Genomic DNA, 19,212 nt, shown 5'->3' with positions numbered 1-19,212 from the left:
GACCGAGTCCCAGGCGCCTACCCGAAAGAGTTCTCGCCGATGACAACCGATTCGCAGATCACTGCCGCGCCACAGCGTCGGCCGCTCGCCGCTCGCATCGGCCGGATCGCATTCCTCGTGATCGCCGCCGTCGTCGCGGTCGCGGTCGCGGCAGCCATCTTCCTCGTCTGGACGATCCAGCGATCCTTCCCGCAGACCGAGGGCACCCTCGAGCTCGACGGGCTGAAGTCCTCGGTCGCCGTGCAGCGCGACGCCCGCGGCATCCCGACCATCACGGCCGATTCCACGCACGACCTGTTCTTCGCAGAGGGCTTCGTGCACGCGCAGGATCGTTTCTTCGAGATGGACTTCCGCCGCCACGTGACCGCCGGCCGCGTCTCGGAGATGTTCGGCGAGTCCCAGGTCGGCACGGACTCGTTCCTTCGCACTCTCGGCTGGCGAGACGTCGCAGATGCCGAGGTCGCAGCGATGGACGAGACGATCCTCGGCTACTACCAGGCGTACGCCGACGGCGTGAACGCCTATCTCTCCTCGCATTCGGGAGCCGAGCTCTCTCTCGAATATGCCGTCATCGGCATGCAGAACGCCGACTATGCGCCGGAGCCCTGGACCCCGGCGGACTCGGTCGCGTGGCTCAAGGCGATGGCCTGGGATCTGCGTACCAACGTCGAGGACGAGACCGAGCGCGCGCTGCTCGCGGGCGAGCTCGCGGCATCCGGATACGACGCGGCCCAGACGCGCACGACGATCGACCAGCTGTACCCCGGCTACCCGTTCGGTGAGAACCCCGTCATCGTCCCGAAGATCTCGAGCGTCCCCGCGGCGGAGACGGATGCTGATGCCGCCGCCTTCACGCCCGGATCGGGCTCGGAGGCGCAGGCCGCGAGCGCGAGGATCGACTGGCAGACAGCATCCGATGTCATCGAGGCGGCCAGCCTGCTGATCGGGGACGTCGGGGAGGGGATCGGCTCGAACTCCTGGGTCGTTTCGGGCGCTCTCACCGAGAGCGGGCTGCCCCTGCTGTCGAACGACCCGCATCTGGGTGCCGCGCTCCCCTCGGTCTGGTATCAGGTGCAGCTGAAGTGCTCGAAGGTCACAGACAGCTGCCCCTTCGACGTCGGCGGCTTCTCGTTCTCTGGCCTGCCGGGCATCGTCATCGGACACAACCAGCAGGTCGCCTGGGGCTTCACCAATCTCACCACCGACGTCACGGACCTCTACATCGAGAGGATCGACGGCGATCAGTACTGGCGAGACGGCGCTCTGGTCCCGCTCGAGGAGCGCACCGAGACGATCAAGGTCGCGGGCGCCGGCGACGTCACGCTGAAGGTCCGCTCCACCGTGCACGGCCCGATCATCTCGGGCCTGGTCGACGACTTCACGGCGCTGGCCGAGGACCCGGACGCTGCCCTCGCAACCGGGGGCGCAGCCTCCGTCCCCGCAGAGGAAGGCGCCGAGTATGCCGTCAGCCTGCGCTGGACCGCCCTCGACCCGGGCACCGCCGCGACCGCGATCTTCGCCCTCGCGACCGCGAAGGACTTCGAGGACTTCCGGAAGGCCGCATCGCTCTTCGACGTGCCGGCGCAGAACCTCATCTACGCCGACACCGAGGGCAACATCGGATACCAGGCGCCCGGCCGGCTGCCGATCCGCGGCGCCGGCGACGGGTGGATGCCGCAGCCGGGATGGGACAGCGCCTACGACTGGACGGGGTTCATCCCCTTCGAGGACCTGCCGGTCTCGTACAACCCGGCTTCCGGGTACATCGTGACGGCGAACAACGCGATCGTGACCGACGACTACGAGCACTTCCTGTCGAAGGACTGGGACTACGGATACCGTGCCGCCCGCATCGCCCATCTCATCGAGCGCCGCTCGGCCACCGCGCCCCTGACGGCGCAGGACATGCGCGAGATCCAGATGGACAGCGAGATGTGGATCGGCAAGCAGCTGGCCGCAGCCCTCGTCGACGTCGAGGTCTCGGGTGCGGGACCGAAGGCGGCGGTCGAGCTGCTGCGCGGCTGGGATGCGCAGAACGCCGCCTCGTCTGCCGCAGCCGCCTATGCGAACGTGCTGTGGTCGAACCTCGTGCAAAATCTGTTCTCGCGTCGCGACCAGCCACTGCCCATCGACGGTCAGGGCCGCCTCTTCGCGGTTGTCGGCGCCCTCCTCGATGACCCGTCCGATCCGCTGTGGACCAACGAGAAGATCGGCGTCTCCGGTCGGGACGAGATGCTTGCCCTCTCGGCCGAGCAGGCCTATGACGAGCTGGCGGCCCTGCAGGGCACGACGGTCGCCCTGTGGAACTGGGGCGACCTGCACGCCATCACCCTCACCAGCTCGACGTTCGGCACCTCGGGCATCGCCCCGATCGAGTGGCTGTTCAACCGCGGACCCTACGCGGTGAGCGGCGGAGCCTCGGTCGTGAACGCGACGGGGTGGAAGCTCGGCGAGTCCTACGCCACGACGACCGTGCCGTCGATGCGCATGGTGGTCGACCTCTCCGACTTCGACTCCTCGACGTGGATCCACCTGACCGGAGCATCGGGGCACGCCTTCCACGCGCACTACACCGACCAGACCGCCGACTGGGCCGCCGGCGTGCAGCGACCCTGGGCGTTCTCGACGAAGGCGGTGAAGGCGGCGACGACTCAGACGCTCATGCTCAGCCCCCGCGGGTAGGGGCGCGCGAACCGCGGCGTCTCGCCGATCAGGCCGGTGCCGGGTCGGAGTACGCTGAGTCGCCGCCCGCAGCGTCGGATGCCGCGGCGGCCCGCCGCGCGATGACCCAGATGCCCGCGGCCGATCCGAGGAAGATCACCGCGAGCATCCCCCAGCCGGCCGTGCCGAACGTGATCGCGGTGGCGTTCACGACCACCGGTGCCGCCAGCGAACCGAGCGAGAACCCCATCCCGAACACGCCCTGGTACGCGCCGGCCCGCACCGGATCCGCGAGCTCGAAGCTGAGCCCCCATGCGCCGGCCTGCGAGAGGATCTCGGCGAATGTGTGCGCCACGATCGCCGCGAGCAGCACGACGACCGCCGCCCAGGCGGGGAGTCCGGCGGCGAGCGCGTAGACCATGCACGCCGCGGCCATGAGCCAGCCCGCGATGAGCGTGACGCGTCCGGCGACGCGGAGGTCGTGCGTGCCCCGCGACGCGCGCACCTGGAAGAGCACGACGAGCACTGTGTTCGTCACGATCAGCACAGACACGACGACGGTCGGCGCCTGCGTCTCGCGGGTGACCCAGAGCGGGAGCCCGAGCTCGGCGACGCCGAACTGCATGCCGAACACGGCCGACAGCGCACTGAGCAGCAGATAGCGCGGGTCGCGCCACGGCGAGCGACGGCGCCACTCGACGCGCTCCGCCAGCGCGGCGGCGGCAGCCGCCGTGTCGATTGATCCGGTCTCCGTGCGCACGGGGGTCGTCGTCCGGCGCGGGGCGTCGACCTCCGACGGGAGCCGCAGCAGGGGCAGCGAGCCGAGGGCGCACAGCACACCGGCCACCGCGATCACGCCGCGGTACGCCTCGGGCGTACCGAGAGCGAGGGCGATCGCCGCCACACCCGACCCCACCGCGATCGACACGTTCGTGACGGTGCGCAAGACGGCCCGCGCGTGCACGCGCCGTTCCGGAGGGAAGCCGCGCGCGATGATCGCCGAGCGTGAGGAGTGCCCGATCGAGTCGAAGAACCCTGAGAGCGCGGCCAGCACGAGGGCGGGGACGAAGCCGTCGGCGAACGCGTAGGCCGCGAGGAGCACCCCGCCCAGCGCCTCGAAAGCGAAGCTCAGGCGCCGAGCGCTCCACCGGTCGGCGAGCCATCCGCCGAGGAACGAGGCGACCACCCCGCATCCGCTGGAGACGGCCAGCACCACGGCGGCCTGCGCCCCGCTGAGACCGATGATCTGGGTGAAGAACAGCACAGTGACGGCGAGGAACACACCCCGGCCGATGCGCGAGACGGAGGTCGAGGTGACGAGCGCGCGCAGCACCGGCTCGCGCAGATCCTCCACGATCCGAGCGATGAAGCCTGCGACTCCACCCCTCCCCCGGTTCTCATCGGTGGTGGGCGGGGCGGAGGTCACCCTTCATCCTCACACGCTCCCGGAGCCGCTCCCGTCGATCGGCGGGTACCGGCACGGACACGCAGCGGCGTCGGATACCGTGGAAGGATGCCGAACCGCCTGCTCGCCCCCGAGGGCGCTCCGGCATCGGTCGTCGAGTTCGAGCACTCCGGTGCGACGCTCATCGCCGAATCGTTCGGCAGCGGCGAGCACACGTTCGTGCTGCTGCACGGCATCGGCATGGGACGCAGCGTCTATCTCGATGTGGTGCAGCGGCTCAGGGGACGCGTCATCGCGGTCGACCTCCCGGGGTTCGGCGAAGCGCCCGAACCCGAGCGCACGCTCACGATGGAGCGTCACGCCGACCTCGTGGCCGCCTACCTCCGGCACGCCGACGAGCGCGACGTCATCGTGATCGGCCACTCGATGGGAAGCCAGATCGCGGCGGAGCTCGCGGCACGGCATCCGTCGCTGGTGCGCGGCGTCGTTCTCGCCGGCCCAACCGTGAACAGCGCGCAGCGCAGCATCCGTGCCCAGGCGACGTACCTGCTGCGCGACCTGCTGGGCGAACGCCCGATCGTGCTGTGGCGCGGCGCGCGGGAGTACCTGCGCGGCGGACCGCATCTGCTGCGCAAGATGCGTGCGACGATCGTGCACGAGCCTGAGAAGGCCTATGCCCGCATGCGCTGCCCGACCCTGGTGCTGCGCGGCGAGAACGATCCGCTCGCCCCGATGAGCTGGTGCCGCGAGATCATCGACGCCGTGCCCGGCGCGCAGCTCGAGGTCATCCCCGATCACGGCCACGGCACGCTCATCAGTGATTCCGGGCCTGCCGCCCGGCTCATCCAGTCCTTCGCCGAGCGCACGTGAACCGCGGGCGCCCACAGCGATGTGGACGATCATCCACTTGCGCAGATGTGGACGATCGTTTACATCGACCGTTGGGCCGTGTATTCACCAATCCCTTGCAGCATACGGTCGATGAACTCATGGTCGCCGAGCGCGTCACGCGCGAGTTCCGCTGCAACGCGATATGCCTCGACCACCCGACGGAGGATGCTGACGGCCCGGTCGTGCGCTTCGCCTTCATCGAGGCCAAGACGACGCCCCGCCCGCGCGAGCGCGATCGGGGTTATCCCTGTTGCGCGATATTCGCCTTCGACCGACATCGCGAGGCGAGGCAACCCCGAACCGCGAATCGGGTAGGGCGTGTGGCTGCCCAGATCGTACAGCGGCGCCAAGGTTGCGCGGTCGGCACTCAGAAGCAGCGAGTAGTTCTTCGCATGGGCATCGGTTCCCAGAGCGGCGACGTTGAAAACGATGGCGTCGAAGAATCTTCTCGCGTTTAGCCGACGGTCCTCGTGGTGAGGCAACGAGGCGAACAGTTGCGCGATCGTTGCGATGCCTGGCCCTCCTTCGGCCTGGTACTTCTTCTCAGGCGGGATGGACATCGCCTGACACAGGTCTTCCTGATGCAGACGTTCCCAGCGCTCACCTGTCTTGCGTCGGTCGTATCTCACCGAGACAAACGCATGATCTCCTCTCTCTGTAGTGACGACGAAGTCGTCGGCTACATCGAGACCCAGCCACCGCGCCGCAGCCATGGTCATGAACTCATTGATGTGATGATCGGAGTACGGCGGTACGGCAGGTTTGATGATGTGCGTCGTCGGCGTGGAGTCGTTGGGTATGGCCCAGCGTCCTTCGTCTGTGCGGAAAAGCGCGACCTTTGGTTGAGCACCAGGAAGGCTCCACCGCACACTTGCGTTATCGCGGCGGCCCCAGGTATCGCGGTTTGCGATCACGTCGGCGACGATGGCGGCGAACTCGGACTCGTCGAGTTCTGATACGTCGCCCTGCCTCACCGCCGCGTCGGAGCTGTCGTCGCCTTCCGGCAAGATCTGCACTGCTCCCGCCGCATCACTCCCCATGTGAGCGAGGAGCGCGAACGGATTACGCGGCGATACTCCGAATTCCCGTCCGAGCTCCTCGAGCCGCGCCGCACTGTCCGGCAGGAGGCCCTGGAGGAACGCGCGCGTCGGACGGTTCTTGTGGTTCGGCACAACCAGCGGAAGCGATAGGGACAGCGGGGTGACGCCGCGGTTGCCCCAGTAGTCCGGCATGTACGAGAAGGTGACGCTTCCCTGCTGCGTCTGAGCCAGAGTTCCGATACGTCGTCCGTCAAGGAAGACAGCGAGTCGTTCATTCATATCGGCCCGTCTCCCTGTGCCAAGATCTCCAGTTCCAGGGCCCGGTACACCCGCATGACACGGGAGAGGGTGACGTTCGGCGCACCGGTTTCGAAACGCGCGAGCCAGTCCCGAGTGACGCCCGCTTGGGCCGCGAGCTGTGCCTGTGTGAGGCCTAGCGCTTCACGCCGGGCTGCGGCGAGGGTGCCGAAGTCGGTGCTGCGCTCCAGATTGAACCTCATGACGCCCCCTTGTGGCTTTTATCCCACATTATGCCATGTGCGTTTTATCCCACAACCTGACTTGTGCGTTAAGACCCACAAGTCAGCCGGCGGCCGGCGGGGTCTGCTTCGACTCCGCGAGCTCGTCGACCACGAGCCGGCGCTGCTCGACGGTGCCGTTGCGATAGGCCTGTCGTCCGACCATGTGCGCCGACAGCGGGGCCGTGGCGAACTGCATCATCACGACCGGCGCGACCAGGACGACGCCGACGAGGATGCCGCCGATCGAACGCTGCGACAGCGCGATCGCGACGCAGATGAGCGCCAGTCCGAGCACCTGCGGCTTCGTCGCGGCATGCAGGCGTGACGGCACGTCGCGGAAGTGCAGCAGCCCGACCGCGGCCGAGAGGCACAGCAGTGCGCCGAGCAGGATCAGCACGAGCACCGTCACATCGATGACCGCGTCGGGGATCATCAGGCCGAACACGTTCATGGCGTCGTGTTGTCCCTTCGTGCGACGAAGCGGGCGACCGCGATCGACCCGAACACCCCGACAGCTCCGATGATCAGCAGCACCGGGATGGTGCGGGTGTGTCCGTTGATGGCCATCTCGGCGCCGAGCACGCACATGACCTCGGTGAGCAGCACGTCGGACGCGACGGCCCTGTCGAGGATCGACGGCCCGCGCACGATGCGGATCAGCGCCAGCACCGCCGCGACGCCGAACACGATCATGATGACGAGAAGGAGGATGTTCATCGCCTCCCCTTCCGCGAGTGCTGAGCGCCCTGAGCCTCGCCGCTGCGGGCGACGGATGCCGCGCGCTCATCGGCCTTGAGAGCACGATACTGCGCCGGGTCGCCGAGGGCGCGCACGATCCTGCGCTCCCACTGCAGCACGCCCTCGCGCTGGCGTTCGACGTCGTCGGCGCTGCGCACGCCGATCACGTGCAGATACAGGATGCGGCGGTCTCGATCGGTGTCGACCACGAGCGAGCCGGGGATCAGCGACGACGCGACCGCGACGTGCGTCATCATCAGGTCGTCGGCGTACTTCAGCGGGACGGCGATGATCGCCGCTCCGGGTTGGCGTCGGAAGTCGAACACCTGCACGGTGACCGAGAGCGCACCGTGGAGCACGGCGAACAGGAACCGGACGACGAGGATCGCCGCGTACCAGAGGTTGACGCGTCCCGAGAGCTCGACGGTCGGAAGGCGGAAGACGCGCGTGACGAAGATCGCGACGACGAGGCCGGTCAGGAACGACAGCACCGTGAACTGCGCCCACAGCAGCATCCACAGCACCACGAGCCACGCGAGGAATGGCAGCTGCACGCCGATGTCGCGCCAGAAGTGGCGCCGCGCCCCGGGGGTCATCCGTCCACCTCGTCTTCCAGCTGCACGAGATTCACCGGCTGCAGCAGGGCGGCGCCGATGCGGTCGCACAGGGCGTAGAGCGGCCCGGCGAACACCGTCAGCGCCACGGTCACCGCGACCATGCCGGCCGTGGCCACGGTCATGATCGGCGGGATGACCCTGCTGTCCTGCTGCTCGTCGGCGGCGGGAGCGGTGGCGAGGTGCGAGATGCGGCCTTCGGTCTCGGCGGAGTCCTCCTCCTCGCGCCAGAACGCGAGGTTCCACGCGCGCATGAGCGCGTACAGGGTGAGGAGCGACGTGAGGATGCCACCGAAGATCAGCACGATCATGAGCGGGGTGCCGACGGATGCCGCCGCCTCGAACAGCGCGAACTTGCCGATGAAGCCGGAGAAGGGCGGCAGGCCGCCGAGGTTGATCGCCGGGATGAAGTACAGCACCGCGATCACCGGCGAGAGCTTCAGCAGTCCCTTGACGCGAAGGATCGAGGTGCTCCCGGCCCGCCGTTCGATGAGGCCGACCGCGAGGAACAGGGTCGTCTGCACGACGATGTGGTGGACGATGTAGTAGACGGTCGCGCCGATGGCAGCCGGCGTCGCGATGGCGAGGCCGAAGATCATGTACCCCACGTGGCTGACGAGCGTGAAGGAGAGGATCCTCTTCAGCTCCGCTTGCGCCACCGCGCCGAGCACGCCGACGACCATGGTCGCGAGCGCGATGATGAGCAGCAGCGTGTTGATGTCGTTGTCGGCGAACAACTGGGTCTCTGTGCGGATCAGCGCGTACACGCCGACCTTGGTGAGCAGTCCGGCGAACACCGCCGTGACGGGTGCCGGAGCCGTCGGGTAAGAGTCCGGCAGCCAGAACGACACCGGGAAGATCGCCGCCTTGATGCCGAAGGCGATCACCAGCATGAGGTGCAGCACGAGCTGGGTGTCCTGCGGCAGTTCGCTCATCCGCTCGGCGATCTGCGCCATGTTCACCGTTCCGAGCGCGCCGTAGATCATCGCGATCGACGCCAGGAAGAGGATCGACGAGACGAGCGAGACGACGATGTACACCGCGCCGGTGCGGATGCGGGACTCGGTGCTGCCGAGCGTGATGAGCACGTACGAGGCGACGAGCAGGATCTCGAAGCCCACGTAGAGGTTGAACAGGTCACCGGCGATGAAGGCGTTGAAGATGCCGGCGGCCAGGATGAGGTACGAAGGGTTGAAGATCGAGATGGGCGTCTCGTCTGTGCCGTCGGCGGCGCCCTGGCCGATGGAGAACAGGAGCACGGCGAGCAGGACGATGCTCGACACCAGCACGAGAAGCGCAGCCAGCCGGTCGACGTAGAGCACGATGCCGAACGGCACGGGCCACCCGCCGACCGACACGGCGAGCGGAGACCCGGCGTCGACGATCACGAGCAGCACCGCGGCGATCACCGACACGACGGCGAGGGTCACGACGGTCACGATCACCTGCAAGCGGGCGTTGCGGCCGAAGACGAGCGTCACGGCGGCACCCAGCAGAGGCAGCGCGACCAGCAGGGGGACGAGCGCGTTCATGGGCGGTCCTCCTTCCCGTCGGCATCCGGTGCATCTTCGTGGTCGTCGGCATCCGCGTCGGGGATGCCGTCGGGAACGGAGTCAGCCGCCTCGGCATCCGTCACCGCAGTCCCGACGGGCGTGTCGACCGGTGCGTCGTCATGGATCGCAGGGTGGTCGCGCATGTGCAGCACCGTGATCGGCGCGGTCTGCACGCCGACGAAGTCGGTGGTGACCTCGTCGTCGGAGTAGTCGCCCTCGTCGTCGCCCATGAGGTCTTCCTCGGCATCCGTGCGCCCGCGGATCGCGATGTCGTCTTCGTCGTCCTCGACGGTGTCGGCCTGACCGAGCTGCCACGAACGGTAGATCAGGGCGAGGAGGAACGCCGAGACGGCGAAGGTGATGACGATCGCGGTGAGCGTCAGCGCCTGGGGCAGCGGATCGCTCATGCCTCCCTCGGTGCCGAAGAACGGCGCGTTGCCCGGCACTCCCATCACGATGAGGAGCAGCAGGTTCGTCGCGTTCCCGAGCAGGAGGAAGCCGATGAGCACGCGCGTGAGGCTGCGCTCGAGCATGGCGTAGACCCCGCACGCGAAGAGCACCGCCATGATCAGGATGAGGGTGAGCGAGACGTCCATCAGGCGCTCACCCCCCGCTCGCGCAGTTCGTGCGCCTGCCGGTCGACCTCGGCGCCGAGGCTGCGGAGCACGTCGAGCACGAGCCCGATCACCACGAGGTAGACGCCGATGTCGAAGATCGTCGAGGTGACGAACTCCATGTGCCCGATGCCGGGGATCTCCCACTCCCAGAAGGTGCTGGTCAGGGGTGAGAGCCCGAAGAAGAGCGGGACGACGGCGGAGCCGACGGCGAGGATCAGTCCGGCGCCGAGCAGGCGCCCGGCATCCGTCGGGGCGGCCGCACCGAGCTCCCAGCGGCCACCGGCGATGTAGCGCATCACGAGCGCCATGCCGGCGACCAGTCCGCCGGCGAACCCGCCGCCGGGGAGGTTGTGCCCGGAGAACAGCAGGAAGATCGACACGACGATGATCGTGTGGAAGAGGATGCGCACGATCACCTCGAGCAGGATCGAGCGGTTCTCCGGCTTCATCCGCTGACCGCCGACGAGCCACGCGCGCGGGTTGCTGCGGTTCTCCGAGGTCTGGAACCGCACGCCGTCGGTCGTCTCGACGAGCGGACGGCCGCGCGTGGCACGCCGCCGCGGCTTGGGCAGCGTGCGCGTCGCGGACAGGAGGTCGGCGCGGTGCGTCACGAACACGAGCGAGGCGACGCCGGTGGCCGCGAGCACGAGCACCGACAGCTCGCCCATGGTGTCCCATCCGCGGAGGTCGACCAGGGCGACGTTCACCACGTTCTTGCCGTGGCCGATCTCGTACGCGAGCTTCGGGAAGGCCTCGGAGATGGGCTCGGCGATGCGGGCCTGCGTCGCGACGATCGCCACGAGGGCCATCGTCAGGCCGGCGCCGATGCCGAGGAGCGCGCGGGGCACGCGGCCGACCGAGGCGTTGTGCTCGCCCATGCGCGCGGGCAGTCGGCGCAGCACGAGGGCGAAGGTCACCATGGTGACGGTCTCGACGAGGATCTGCGTGAGCGCGAGGTCGGGAGCGCCGCTCGTCGCGAAGAGCACCACCATGCCGAGCCCGGTCACCGAGACGAGCACGACGCCCGTGTAGCGCTTGCGCGCGCGGACGGCCACCACACCGGCGGCGGCCATGATCGGCGCGACCGCGAGCTGCGCCGGCGTATGCCACAGCGACAGGGTGAACTCGTCGATCCCGCCGGCGATGAGCACGGTGGTCTCGGCCGCGACGAGCACGACGAAGATCGTGCCGACATACACCGGGAGCGAACCGCGCTGCGTGAGCGTGGTGCTGAGCACCGAGAGCCGGTCGACCGCGCGGACCGTGAGGTAGTAGACATCGGCCGCAGTGAACGGCAGCACGCGCGGTCGACGATCCCAGCCGGTGCGTCGGCTGAGGAGGAACAGCCCGAGGCCCACGACGAGCGACAGCACCGAGATGCCCAGTGCCGGCTCGAGCCCATGCCACAGCGCGAGATGTCCCGGACCTTCGGTCGCCTCGCCGGTCGCGGGGTCGAGGCCCGGCATCGCCGTGACGGCGTATCCGTGCAGGGCGACGTCGAGGGCAGGAGCGCCGATGCCGCACGCGATCGTCAGGCCGGCGAGGATGATCGGCGCGGAGAGGAAGCCGACGGGCGGGTCGGGCCAGGCGGTGTCCGGCATCCGATCGCCGCGCTCGTCACGCTTCGACCAGAACGCGCCCCAGAGGAACCGAGCACCATATGCCGCGGTGAGCATGGAACCGAGCACGACGCCCAGGAGCGCCACGAGTGCCCACGCCGACCCGCCCTGCGCGTCGTGCAGGAGTGCGGTGAGCGTCGATTCCTTCGCCACGAAGCCGATGGTCGGGGCGACGCCGGCCATGGAGGTGACCGAGATGAACGCCGCCGTCGCCATGGCCGGCGCCTGCCTGCCCACTCCCGAGAGCTCGGTGATGTCACGCGTCGAGAGCTGCCGGTCGATGATGCCCACGATGAGGAAGAGCGCCGACTTGAACAGGGCGTGCGAGATCACCAGCGCGATGCCCGCGAGCGCCGCGGCCTGGGTGCCGTAGCCGGTGACCACGGCGAAGAACCCGAGCTGGCTGACCGTGCCGAACGCGAGGATGCGCTTGAGGTCGGTCTCGCGCAGGGCCTGCACGCCGCCGAGCAGCATCGTCACGACGCCGAGCGTGATGACGACGGGCCGCCACGGCGCGCTGAGGGCGAAGATCGGCGCGAACCGTGCGATGAGGTAGATGCCGGCCTTCACCATGGCCGCCGCGTGGAGATAGGCGCTCACCGGAGTCGGTGCCGCCATGGCTCCGGGGAGCCAGAAGTGGAACGGGAAGAGCGCCGACTTGCTGACCGCGCCGACGAGCAGCATGACCACGGCCGCGTCGACGAGCGGCCCCGACGGCGCGAGCTCGAGGATGGCCGTGATGCTCGTCGTTCCGGCATCCACCGCGAGGAGCACGACCCCCACGAACATCACGAGGCCGCCCAGCGTCGTCACGAGCAGCGCCTGGAGCGCGGCACGACGGCTCGCGGCGCGGCGCCGGTAATGCCCGATGAGGAGGTACGACAGGATGCTCGTCACCTCCCAGAACATCACGAGCATCACGATGTCGTCGGTGAGCACGAGGCCGTACATGGCGCCTGCGAAGCCCAGGAGCACGCCCGAGAACTGTCCGATGCCGGCCGAGTCGTCGTGGAAGTACCAGCGGCAGTAGAGGAGCACGAGCGCGCCGACCCCGCTGACGATGAGGGTCAGCACCCAACTGAGCACGTCCATGCGCAGAGACATCTCGAGACCGAGCTGCGGGATCCACGTGATGCCTTCGAAGGGCGCGTCGCCCCGGATCACGAGGGGAGTCGACGCAACGGCGTGGACGAATGCCGCGGCGGGAATGATCGCCGCGACGAGGAATGCCCGAGGCCCCAGCCAGCGCACCAGAACGGGCATCAGGAGTGACCCGAGGAGGAAAGCGGCGAGGAGCATCAGCATATACGCGGCTCCTCGGGGCTCGTCGGCCGGGTGGCTCAGTCGGGCGATGTGCTTCTATTCTACGGGCGCGAGCGGGCCGCGTTCCCCGTTCGAGTCGCTTGATTCGCCCTCGATCCGGCCCGGAAGGGGCAAATCGTGCGACGTGAAACGCCGGCGGCGTGCGAGAGTGGGGCCATGCGAGGGGCCAGGATGCGGGAGGCTGCCGGGTGGATCGCAGCACTCTCGATCGCCCTCGTCGCGGCGGCGCAGGTCGCGGCATCCGCTCGCGGCGACCTGCTGTTCCGCGACGGGGACTCGCTCGTGGTGGCCATGCTCTCGCGATCACTCCTGTCGGGAGAGCCGCTGGACTGGGCGATGTCGAGCGTGCTGTTCTTGCCGGAGACCGCCGTGCTCAGCGCGATCCGCGCGGTCACCGGCGCCGATCTGGGCACTCTGCTCGCGGTGAACGCCGTGATCGACGTCCTCGGGCTGTATGGAGCGCTCCGTCTCGCCGCCGGGAGACGCCGCGCGCACACGGCTCCGGTGGCATTCTCGCTCACAGGTATCGGAGCTTTCGCTCTCATGGCCGCGACCGAGACGTCGGCCTCCCGCGACGCGCTCGAGCTCGCGTCGCTCCTCCTCACCACGACGTACTACTCGGCCACGGTCGTGGCGGTCATCGCCGCCGTGGGCATCGCGCGACGCGCGCTCGACGCCTGTGCTGAGCGGCGGCACGGTGCAGCCGCGACCGCAGTGGTGGCGCTCGGCCTGGTCGCGGCCGCGTCGACTCTGACGAATCCGCTGTTCGGGGCGTGGGCGACGGTGCCCCTGGGTGCCGTGATGGTCGCGTCTTGCCTGCGGCGGGGCATCGACCGCAGACGGATGCTCACGCTCACGGCAGCGCTCGTCGGCGGCACCGCCAGCGGTCTCCTCGGGCGCATTCCGTTTGCGGCATGGATCGCGAACACCGGTGCCGGGTACGCGCAACCGGCGCAGTGGGCAGCGTCTCTGGAGTACTACACCGCACTGCTGGCCGAACGGGTGTCGACGCCGCTCGGCGTTCTCGGGACTGCGGTGGTGCTGCTCCTCGTCGCGTTCGCGGTTCTGCGCACGCTCCGGGCGAGGTCCGACGGCGAGCGCATCGTCGCGGTGAGCGCGTGGGCGGTCCCCCTCCTCGTCGTGGTCGGGGCGGTCACCCTCGGCACCCACGCGGCGCGCTACCTCCAGCCCGCCGTGTTCGCCCCGCTGCTCGCGCTCGTGTCGTCACCCGGCATCCCCCGGTTCACGGCATCCCTCGTCCGGCCTGTCCCGCCGACGGGGGCGCGAGCTCTCGTAGGTACGGCATCCGTGGTGCTCCTGGTCGCTGGCGTGCTGAACGTTCCGCGATTGGCCGACGCAGCGCACCGTCCCGACCCCGACCTGAAGTGCGTCACGTCCTGGGTCGACGAGTCCGGCCGCACCGGCGCAGGGCAGTTCTGGACGGTGCGGCTGCCCAAGGCCCTTCTCAGCGATCCTGCGCAGCTCGTGCAGGTCGATCATCGCCTCAACGGCTACGCCTGGCTGGTGAACCGCACCGACTTCGACGCCGGCGCGGTCACGTTCCTCGTCGAGGACGCGCAGACGGTGCCGTGGGAACTCCCGGTGGCGGCCACTCCGGAGCACGTCATCCCGTGCGGGCGGTACCGCATCCTCGACTTCGGCGCGCAGCGGCTCCCCCTCGGGCCGGCGCACAGCTGACGCGACGCGATGCGCTCGCGTCGCTGGTTCGCTCCTGTCGCGCTTGCGCCGCTGTCAGTCCCTGCGCCGCTGTCGATCGCTGTGCCGCTGTCCATCCCTATGCCGCTGTCCAGCCCTGCGACGCCGCCCTCCATATCGTCCCTGTGCGCGGCCGCCGAGCCGGTATGCGCACAGCGCGGGGACGGCACAGGCTCGACGCGAACGCACAGGGTCGCTGGGAGTGCACAGGCTCGACGCGAACGCACAGGGAGCGGCACCCCGCCAAGGGCGCACCGGCGGGCAGGAAGCCGGATGCTCAGCGCGAGGGCGGTGCCGTGGTGGTCCCCAGCCGGAAGCGGCACGTGAGGTGCTGCGTCACGCCCTCCTGGCCGCGCAGCATCCGGGCGATCTGCTCTCCCGCGGCTCGGCCCTTCTCGACCGCGGGCTGCACGCTCGTGGTGAGCACGGGGCCGCCGAGTCCGTCGACGGCGATTCCATCGAATCCCGCGACCGAGAGGTCTTCGGGCACCCGCAGGCCGAGCTCTTCTGCGGCACGGATGACGCCGACGGCGAGGAGGTCGCTCTGCGCGAGGATCGCGGTGGGCCGCGTCTGGGGGTCGGACAGCAGCATCCGCCCGACGATGAGCCCTTCATCGATGAGGCTGCCGGATGCCGAGATCGCGCGCGCATCCGGGAAGACGGATCGCATGCCGGACAGCCGGTCGATCGTGACGTCGACGGTCGCGGTGGCGATGCGCTCCTGCGTGACGGGCGCTCGCCGGCGCGCGGAGTCGAGCGGCAGCGTGACGAGCGCGACATCACGGTGACCGAGTTCCTGCACGTGCCGCGCCACGGCGGCCGCGGCCTCGGTGTTGTCGAGCGTGATCCGGGGGACGCCCTCTCCCGCATCGCCTTCGATCACGACGACGGGCAGACCGCGCCCTCGGACGATGTCGAGCGACGCGCGCGTTCTGCCGGAGCATCCGATGAGCACGACGGCATCGACAGGGGCGTTCGTGAGCGAGGCGCCGCCGCTCGCTCCCGGCTCGTCGCGCATGAGCAGGATGCCGGCGCTGAGCTCGGCGAGGCCGTCGGTGAGCCCGTCCATCATCGCGGTCGTCACCGGATCGAGGAACGCCGCACGCAGGTGCCCTTCGAGCACGACCGCGACGATGCCGCTGCGCCCACGGCGCAAGGACGCCGCACGCGGGTCCGGCCCTGCGTACCCCAGCTCGGCCGCGGCGGCGAGCACGCGTTCCCTCGTCGCCGGCGCGACCTTCGCCTTGCCGCTGAAGACCACGGATGCCGTCGACGTGGCGACTCCGGCGGCGCGCGCGACGTCGGCGATCGTCGCGCGCCGCGGTGTGTCGGGCGTGCTCATACTCCGAGGATAGCTCCCCGGGTTTCGCCGAGTCGAATCGATTCGATATGCTGTGCCGCATGGACTCAGCCCTTACCCGATCCCAGTTCGTGCGCTGGCGCATCGCGATCTTCTCGATCTTCCTCGCGAGCGGCCTCTCCATCGCGACCTGGGCGTCGCGGGTGCCCGACATCAAGGTCGATCTGGGCATCGACAACGCGCAGATGGGGCTGCTCCTGCTCGGCATGGGGATCTCGTCGATCGTCGGCATCTCCACCAGCCCCGCCGTCATGGCGCGCACCGGGGCGCGGCTCGGGATGCTCGTCACGATGCTCTGCTTCGCAACCGGCGTCCTTCTCATCGGCCTCGGCACGAACGTCGTCGGGTCCGTGCCGCTCGTGATCGTGGGACTGGTTCTCTTCGGCCTGGGCAACGGATCGCTCGACGTCATGATGAACGTCGAGGCCACCGCCATCGAGCAGCACATGGGCAAGACAATCCTGCCCGTCTTCCACGCGTTCTTCAGCTTCGGCACCGTGCTGGGGGCGGGCGCCGGCGCCCTCGCCGTGCAGGTGGGCGCGAACGTCGCCGCGCACACCATCACGATCGCCGCGGTCATCGTCGTGGTCGCCGTCGTCTGCTTCCTGAACGTGCCGTCGCGCGAGGCCGCGCTCGATCCCGCCCCCGCCGAGAAGCCCCACTGGCGCGAGCGGCTGCACGTGGCCCTCGAGGCATGGCGCGAACCCCGCACCTACGCACTGGGCATCGTGATGCTCGGCATGTCCTTCGCCGAGGGCGGCGCGAACGACTGGCTCGCCCTGGGCGTCTCCGAGGACCACGGCGCCGGTCCCGCCGCGGGAGCCGCTGCACTCGCGACCTTCTCCGTCGCGATGACCGTCGTGCGGCTGTTCGGCGGCCCGCTGGTCGACCGCATCGGCCGGGTCATCGTGCTGCGCGTCCTCGCCATCACGGCAGCCGGCGGCATCCTCCTGTTCATCCTCGCCCCGAACACACCCCTCGTGTTCGTCGCCGCGGCCCTGTGGGGCATCGGCGCATCGCTCGGATTCCCCCTCGGGATGTCGGCCGCCGCCGACGACCCGGCCAAGGCGGCTGCGCGCGTGAGCGCGGCGGCGACCATCGGCTACATCGCCTTCCTCGGCGGACCGCCGGTGCTCGGCTTCATCAGCGAGCACATCGGTCTGCTGAACACCCTGTACATCCTCGTCGTGCTCGCAGCGCTGTCCGGCCTGTTCTCCGGGGCCGCGCGGCCGCTGCGCGACGACGAGATGACGCCGGCCGAAGCCGAAGGCGCGCAGAAGCCCGCGGCGAACCAGGCCTAGGGTCGCTCCCCACGCACGAGTGCCGCCGCGTGCGACCGGCTGCGGGCGCCGAGCTTGGCGAGCACGTTGGAGACGTGGGTCTTCACGGTCGGCACGCTGATGCCGAGCCGCTGAGCGAGCTGGGCGTTGGACCAGCCCTGCAGGATGCCGTCGAGCACCTCGCGCTCTCGCGAGGTGAGCTCGGCACGCTGCACCGGGTCGTCGGGCGGAGCTGCCGTCACGGCCTCGGCCGCGGCGGCGAGCGCCCGCCGCGTCACGCGCGGATCGAGCGCGCCCTCGCCCGCGGCGACCGCACGAACGGCGGCAACGAGGGTGGCGGCGTCGGCCGTCTTGAGCAGGATGCCGGCCGCTCCCGCGCCGATGGCGCCGTAGACCAGCTCATCCTCATCGAAGCTCGTCAGCACGAGCACGTCGCCGAGTCCGTGCTCGACGATCTCCCTCGTCGCCGACACGCCGTCACGGCCCGGCATCCGCAGATCCATCAGCACCACGTCGGGACGGAGGGCCTTCGCGTTGCGCACGGCGACGTCACCGTCGGCGGCCTCGCCGATCACCCGGATGCCGTGGGACTCGAGCATGATGCGCAGCCCTGCTCTGATCGCTCCATGGTCGTCGGCGAGGAGCACGGTGGGCTCGCTCATGACGCCCTCACCGGCAGCGCAGCCCGCACCAGCCATTCGTCGGCGCCGGTCGGGCCCGCCGAGAACTCGCCGTCGAGGGCGTCGACGCGCTCGGCGAGCATGCTGAGGCCCCAGCCCGCGCCCCGGTAGGCCGCCGAAGCCGGAGGCGCTCCTCCATGCGAGAGCACGCGCACGTCGACGCGATTCCCGTCGTGCCGCAGGACCACCTCGACCTCGCATCCCGGCGCGTGACGCAGACAGTTCGCCAGCGCCTCCCGCACGATGCGCACGACCGCCTGCTCGACCGCATCCGGTAGCGCGGGCAGCTCGTCGCGGTCGTACGCGACGCGCAGTCCGCTGCGACGGGCCTCATCGACGAGACCCTCGATGTCGGCGAGGCGCGGTGTGGCCGAGAGCTCTCCCCCGCCCCGGCGCAGCACCGCGATCATGGAGCGGAGGGCCTCGTGGGCATCGAGGCCGGCATCGCGCACCGCCCGCAGCGCCGCGCGGTCGCCGTCTTCGTCGGCAGGCGTCGCCAGGGCCGCCTCGGCACGGATCGCCATTGCGAGCACATGGCCGGCAACGACGTCGTGGAGCTCCTTCGCCATGGTCTCTCGCTCGCGCATGACCGCCTCGATCCGCTCACGTTCGGCCGCCGCGGCGGCGTCCTCGGCACGTTGCCTGTGCAGCTCGGCGAGCTCGTGGGCCTGAGCGACAGCCACGGCCCACCAATAGTCGGTGCCGACGAAGGCGCCGAACTGCACGGCGACGAGGAACGCCATCGGCGCAGGGGCCGCGGCGATGGCGAGCGCAGCGGCGAACATCCCGATCACGCCCAGCGCCAGCGCGAGCAGCAGGCGACGGCGCTGGCGGGCGTCCGCGGCGAACGCCGCGGTCCAGAGCACGTCGAGCAGCACGATGAAGGGGCCGAGGCCCCCGGTCGTGACGAGGTCGATCGCGAACACCGCCGTCGCGAGCACGAGCGACGTCCACGGGGCGCGGGTCTTGGTCAGCACGAGCACGCACGCGGGAAGAGCGGTCGCGAGCGTCCACCACGGCGACACCGAGTCCGACGGCAGCAGCGAGAAGATGCTCCAGACGCCGGTGAAGCCGAGCAGAGCGGCGAGCACGCTGAGCAGGGCGATGAGCAGCGCGTCGATCGGCGGCCGGTGCGCCCGGTACCAGAGCCGGATGCGGTCGGCCGTCACCTCCTCCATGCGCCCATGCAACCAC

General features: G+C 69.7%; 16 protein-coding genes. 4 read left to right on the top strand and 12 right to left on the bottom strand.

Annotated features, from left to right (window positions below; all coding sequences use genetic code 11):
- Window positions 1–39: 39 nt before the first annotated feature.
- Window positions 40–2,682, top strand: a complete 2,643-nt coding sequence (locus AB663_RS04575; protein ID WP_067196229.1) for a penicillin acylase family protein — start codon at window positions 40–42, stop codon at window positions 2,680–2,682.
- 28 nt (window positions 2,683–2,710) lie between these two features.
- Here AB663_RS04575 and AB663_RS04570 read toward each other — a convergent pair whose 3' ends face one another.
- Window positions 2,711–4,087, bottom strand: coding sequence for an MFS transporter (locus AB663_RS04570; protein ID WP_232304635.1), 1,377 nt, complete (start codon window positions 4,085–4,087; stop codon window positions 2,711–2,713).
- Window positions 4,088–4,174: 87 nt separating this feature from the next.
- On the opposite strand from AB663_RS04570, the gene AB663_RS04565 reads away from it, so the two are divergent.
- Entirely contained in the window at window positions 4,175–4,936 is a 762-nt protein-coding gene (locus AB663_RS04565) for an alpha/beta fold hydrolase (RefSeq protein WP_067196227.1), read from the top strand.
- Between the two features lie 59 nt (window positions 4,937–4,995).
- Here the strand turns inward: AB663_RS04565 and AB663_RS04560 are convergent, their stop codons facing one another.
- From AB663_RS04560 to AB663_RS04525, 8 genes are all read right to left on the bottom strand, one after another.
- A complete protein-coding gene (locus tag AB663_RS04560; RefSeq protein WP_067196225.1) occupies window positions 4,996–6,276 on the bottom strand; it encodes a HipA domain-containing protein in 1,281 nt (426 codons plus the stop codon).
- Entirely contained in the window at window positions 6,273–6,497 is a 225-nt protein-coding gene (locus AB663_RS04555; RefSeq protein ID WP_067196224.1) for a helix-turn-helix domain-containing protein, read from the bottom strand. The genes AB663_RS04560 and AB663_RS04555 overlap by 4 nt, the downstream gene beginning before the upstream one ends.
- A gap of 82 nt (window positions 6,498–6,579) precedes the next feature.
- A complete protein-coding gene (gene mnhG / locus AB663_RS04550; protein ID WP_067196223.1) occupies window positions 6,580–6,969 on the bottom strand; it encodes a monovalent cation/H(+) antiporter subunit G in 390 nt (129 codons plus the stop codon).
- A complete protein-coding gene (locus AB663_RS04545; protein ID WP_067196222.1) occupies window positions 6,966–7,235 on the bottom strand; it encodes a monovalent cation/H+ antiporter complex subunit F in 270 nt (89 codons plus the stop codon). Before AB663_RS04545 ends, mnhG begins: the two co-directional genes overlap by 4 nt.
- Window positions 7,232–7,852, bottom strand: coding sequence for a Na+/H+ antiporter subunit E (locus AB663_RS04540; protein WP_067196220.1), 621 nt, complete (start codon window positions 7,850–7,852; stop codon window positions 7,232–7,234). Before AB663_RS04540 ends, AB663_RS04545 begins: the two co-directional genes overlap by 4 nt.
- On the bottom strand, window positions 7,849–9,402 hold the full coding sequence (locus AB663_RS04535; RefSeq protein ID WP_067196218.1) for a Na+/H+ antiporter subunit D: 1,554 nt from the start codon (window positions 9,400–9,402) through the stop codon (window positions 7,849–7,851). The genes AB663_RS04540 and AB663_RS04535 overlap by 4 nt, the downstream gene beginning before the upstream one ends.
- A complete protein-coding gene (locus AB663_RS04530; protein WP_067196216.1) occupies window positions 9,399–10,019 on the bottom strand; it encodes a Na(+)/H(+) antiporter subunit C in 621 nt (206 codons plus the stop codon). The genes AB663_RS04535 and AB663_RS04530 overlap by 4 nt, the downstream gene beginning before the upstream one ends.
- Window positions 10,019–12,964, bottom strand: a complete 2,946-nt coding sequence (locus tag AB663_RS04525) for a Na+/H+ antiporter subunit A (RefSeq protein ID WP_067196214.1) — start codon at window positions 12,962–12,964, stop codon at window positions 10,019–10,021. The genes AB663_RS04530 and AB663_RS04525 overlap by 1 nt, the downstream gene beginning before the upstream one ends.
- A 174-nt stretch (window positions 12,965–13,138) precedes the next feature.
- On the opposite strand from AB663_RS04525, the gene AB663_RS04520 reads away from it, so the two are divergent.
- Window positions 13,139–14,680, top strand: a complete 1,542-nt coding sequence (locus AB663_RS04520; RefSeq protein WP_067196213.1) for a hypothetical protein — start codon at window positions 13,139–13,141, stop codon at window positions 14,678–14,680.
- A gap of 295 nt (window positions 14,681–14,975) precedes the next feature.
- Here the strand turns inward: AB663_RS04520 and AB663_RS04515 are convergent, their stop codons facing one another.
- Window positions 14,976–16,040: a LacI family DNA-binding transcriptional regulator gene (locus tag AB663_RS04515; RefSeq protein WP_067196211.1), complete on the bottom strand. Its 1,065-nt coding sequence runs from the start codon at window positions 16,038–16,040 to the stop codon at window positions 14,976–14,978.
- Between the two features lie 59 nt (window positions 16,041–16,099).
- Between AB663_RS04515 and AB663_RS04510 the strand changes: the two genes are divergently transcribed.
- Window positions 16,100–17,359: an MFS transporter gene (locus AB663_RS04510; RefSeq protein WP_067202149.1), complete on the top strand. Its 1,260-nt coding sequence runs from the start codon at window positions 16,100–16,102 to the stop codon at window positions 17,357–17,359.
- Here AB663_RS04510 and AB663_RS04505 read toward each other — a convergent pair.
- Together AB663_RS04505 and AB663_RS04500 are read right to left on the bottom strand one after the other, a co-directional pair.
- Entirely contained in the window at window positions 17,356–18,000 is a 645-nt protein-coding gene (locus tag AB663_RS04505; RefSeq protein ID WP_067196209.1) for a response regulator transcription factor, read from the bottom strand. The genes AB663_RS04510 and AB663_RS04505 overlap by 4 nt on opposite strands.
- Window positions 17,997–19,196 carry a sensor histidine kinase gene (locus AB663_RS04500; RefSeq protein WP_067196208.1) on the bottom strand — a complete coding sequence of 400 codons (1,200 nt, stop codon included), beginning with the start codon at window positions 19,194–19,196 and terminating at the stop codon, window positions 17,997–17,999. Before AB663_RS04500 ends, AB663_RS04505 begins: the two co-directional genes overlap by 4 nt.
- Between the last annotated feature and the right edge of the window lie 16 nt (window positions 19,197–19,212).

Source organism: Microbacterium sp. XT11 (assembly GCF_001513675.1).
In the GTDB taxonomy this organism is placed as follows: Bacteria; Actinomycetota; Actinomycetes; order Actinomycetales; family Microbacteriaceae; genus Microbacterium.
This window is presented reverse-complemented; position numbering and strand designations above follow the sequence as displayed.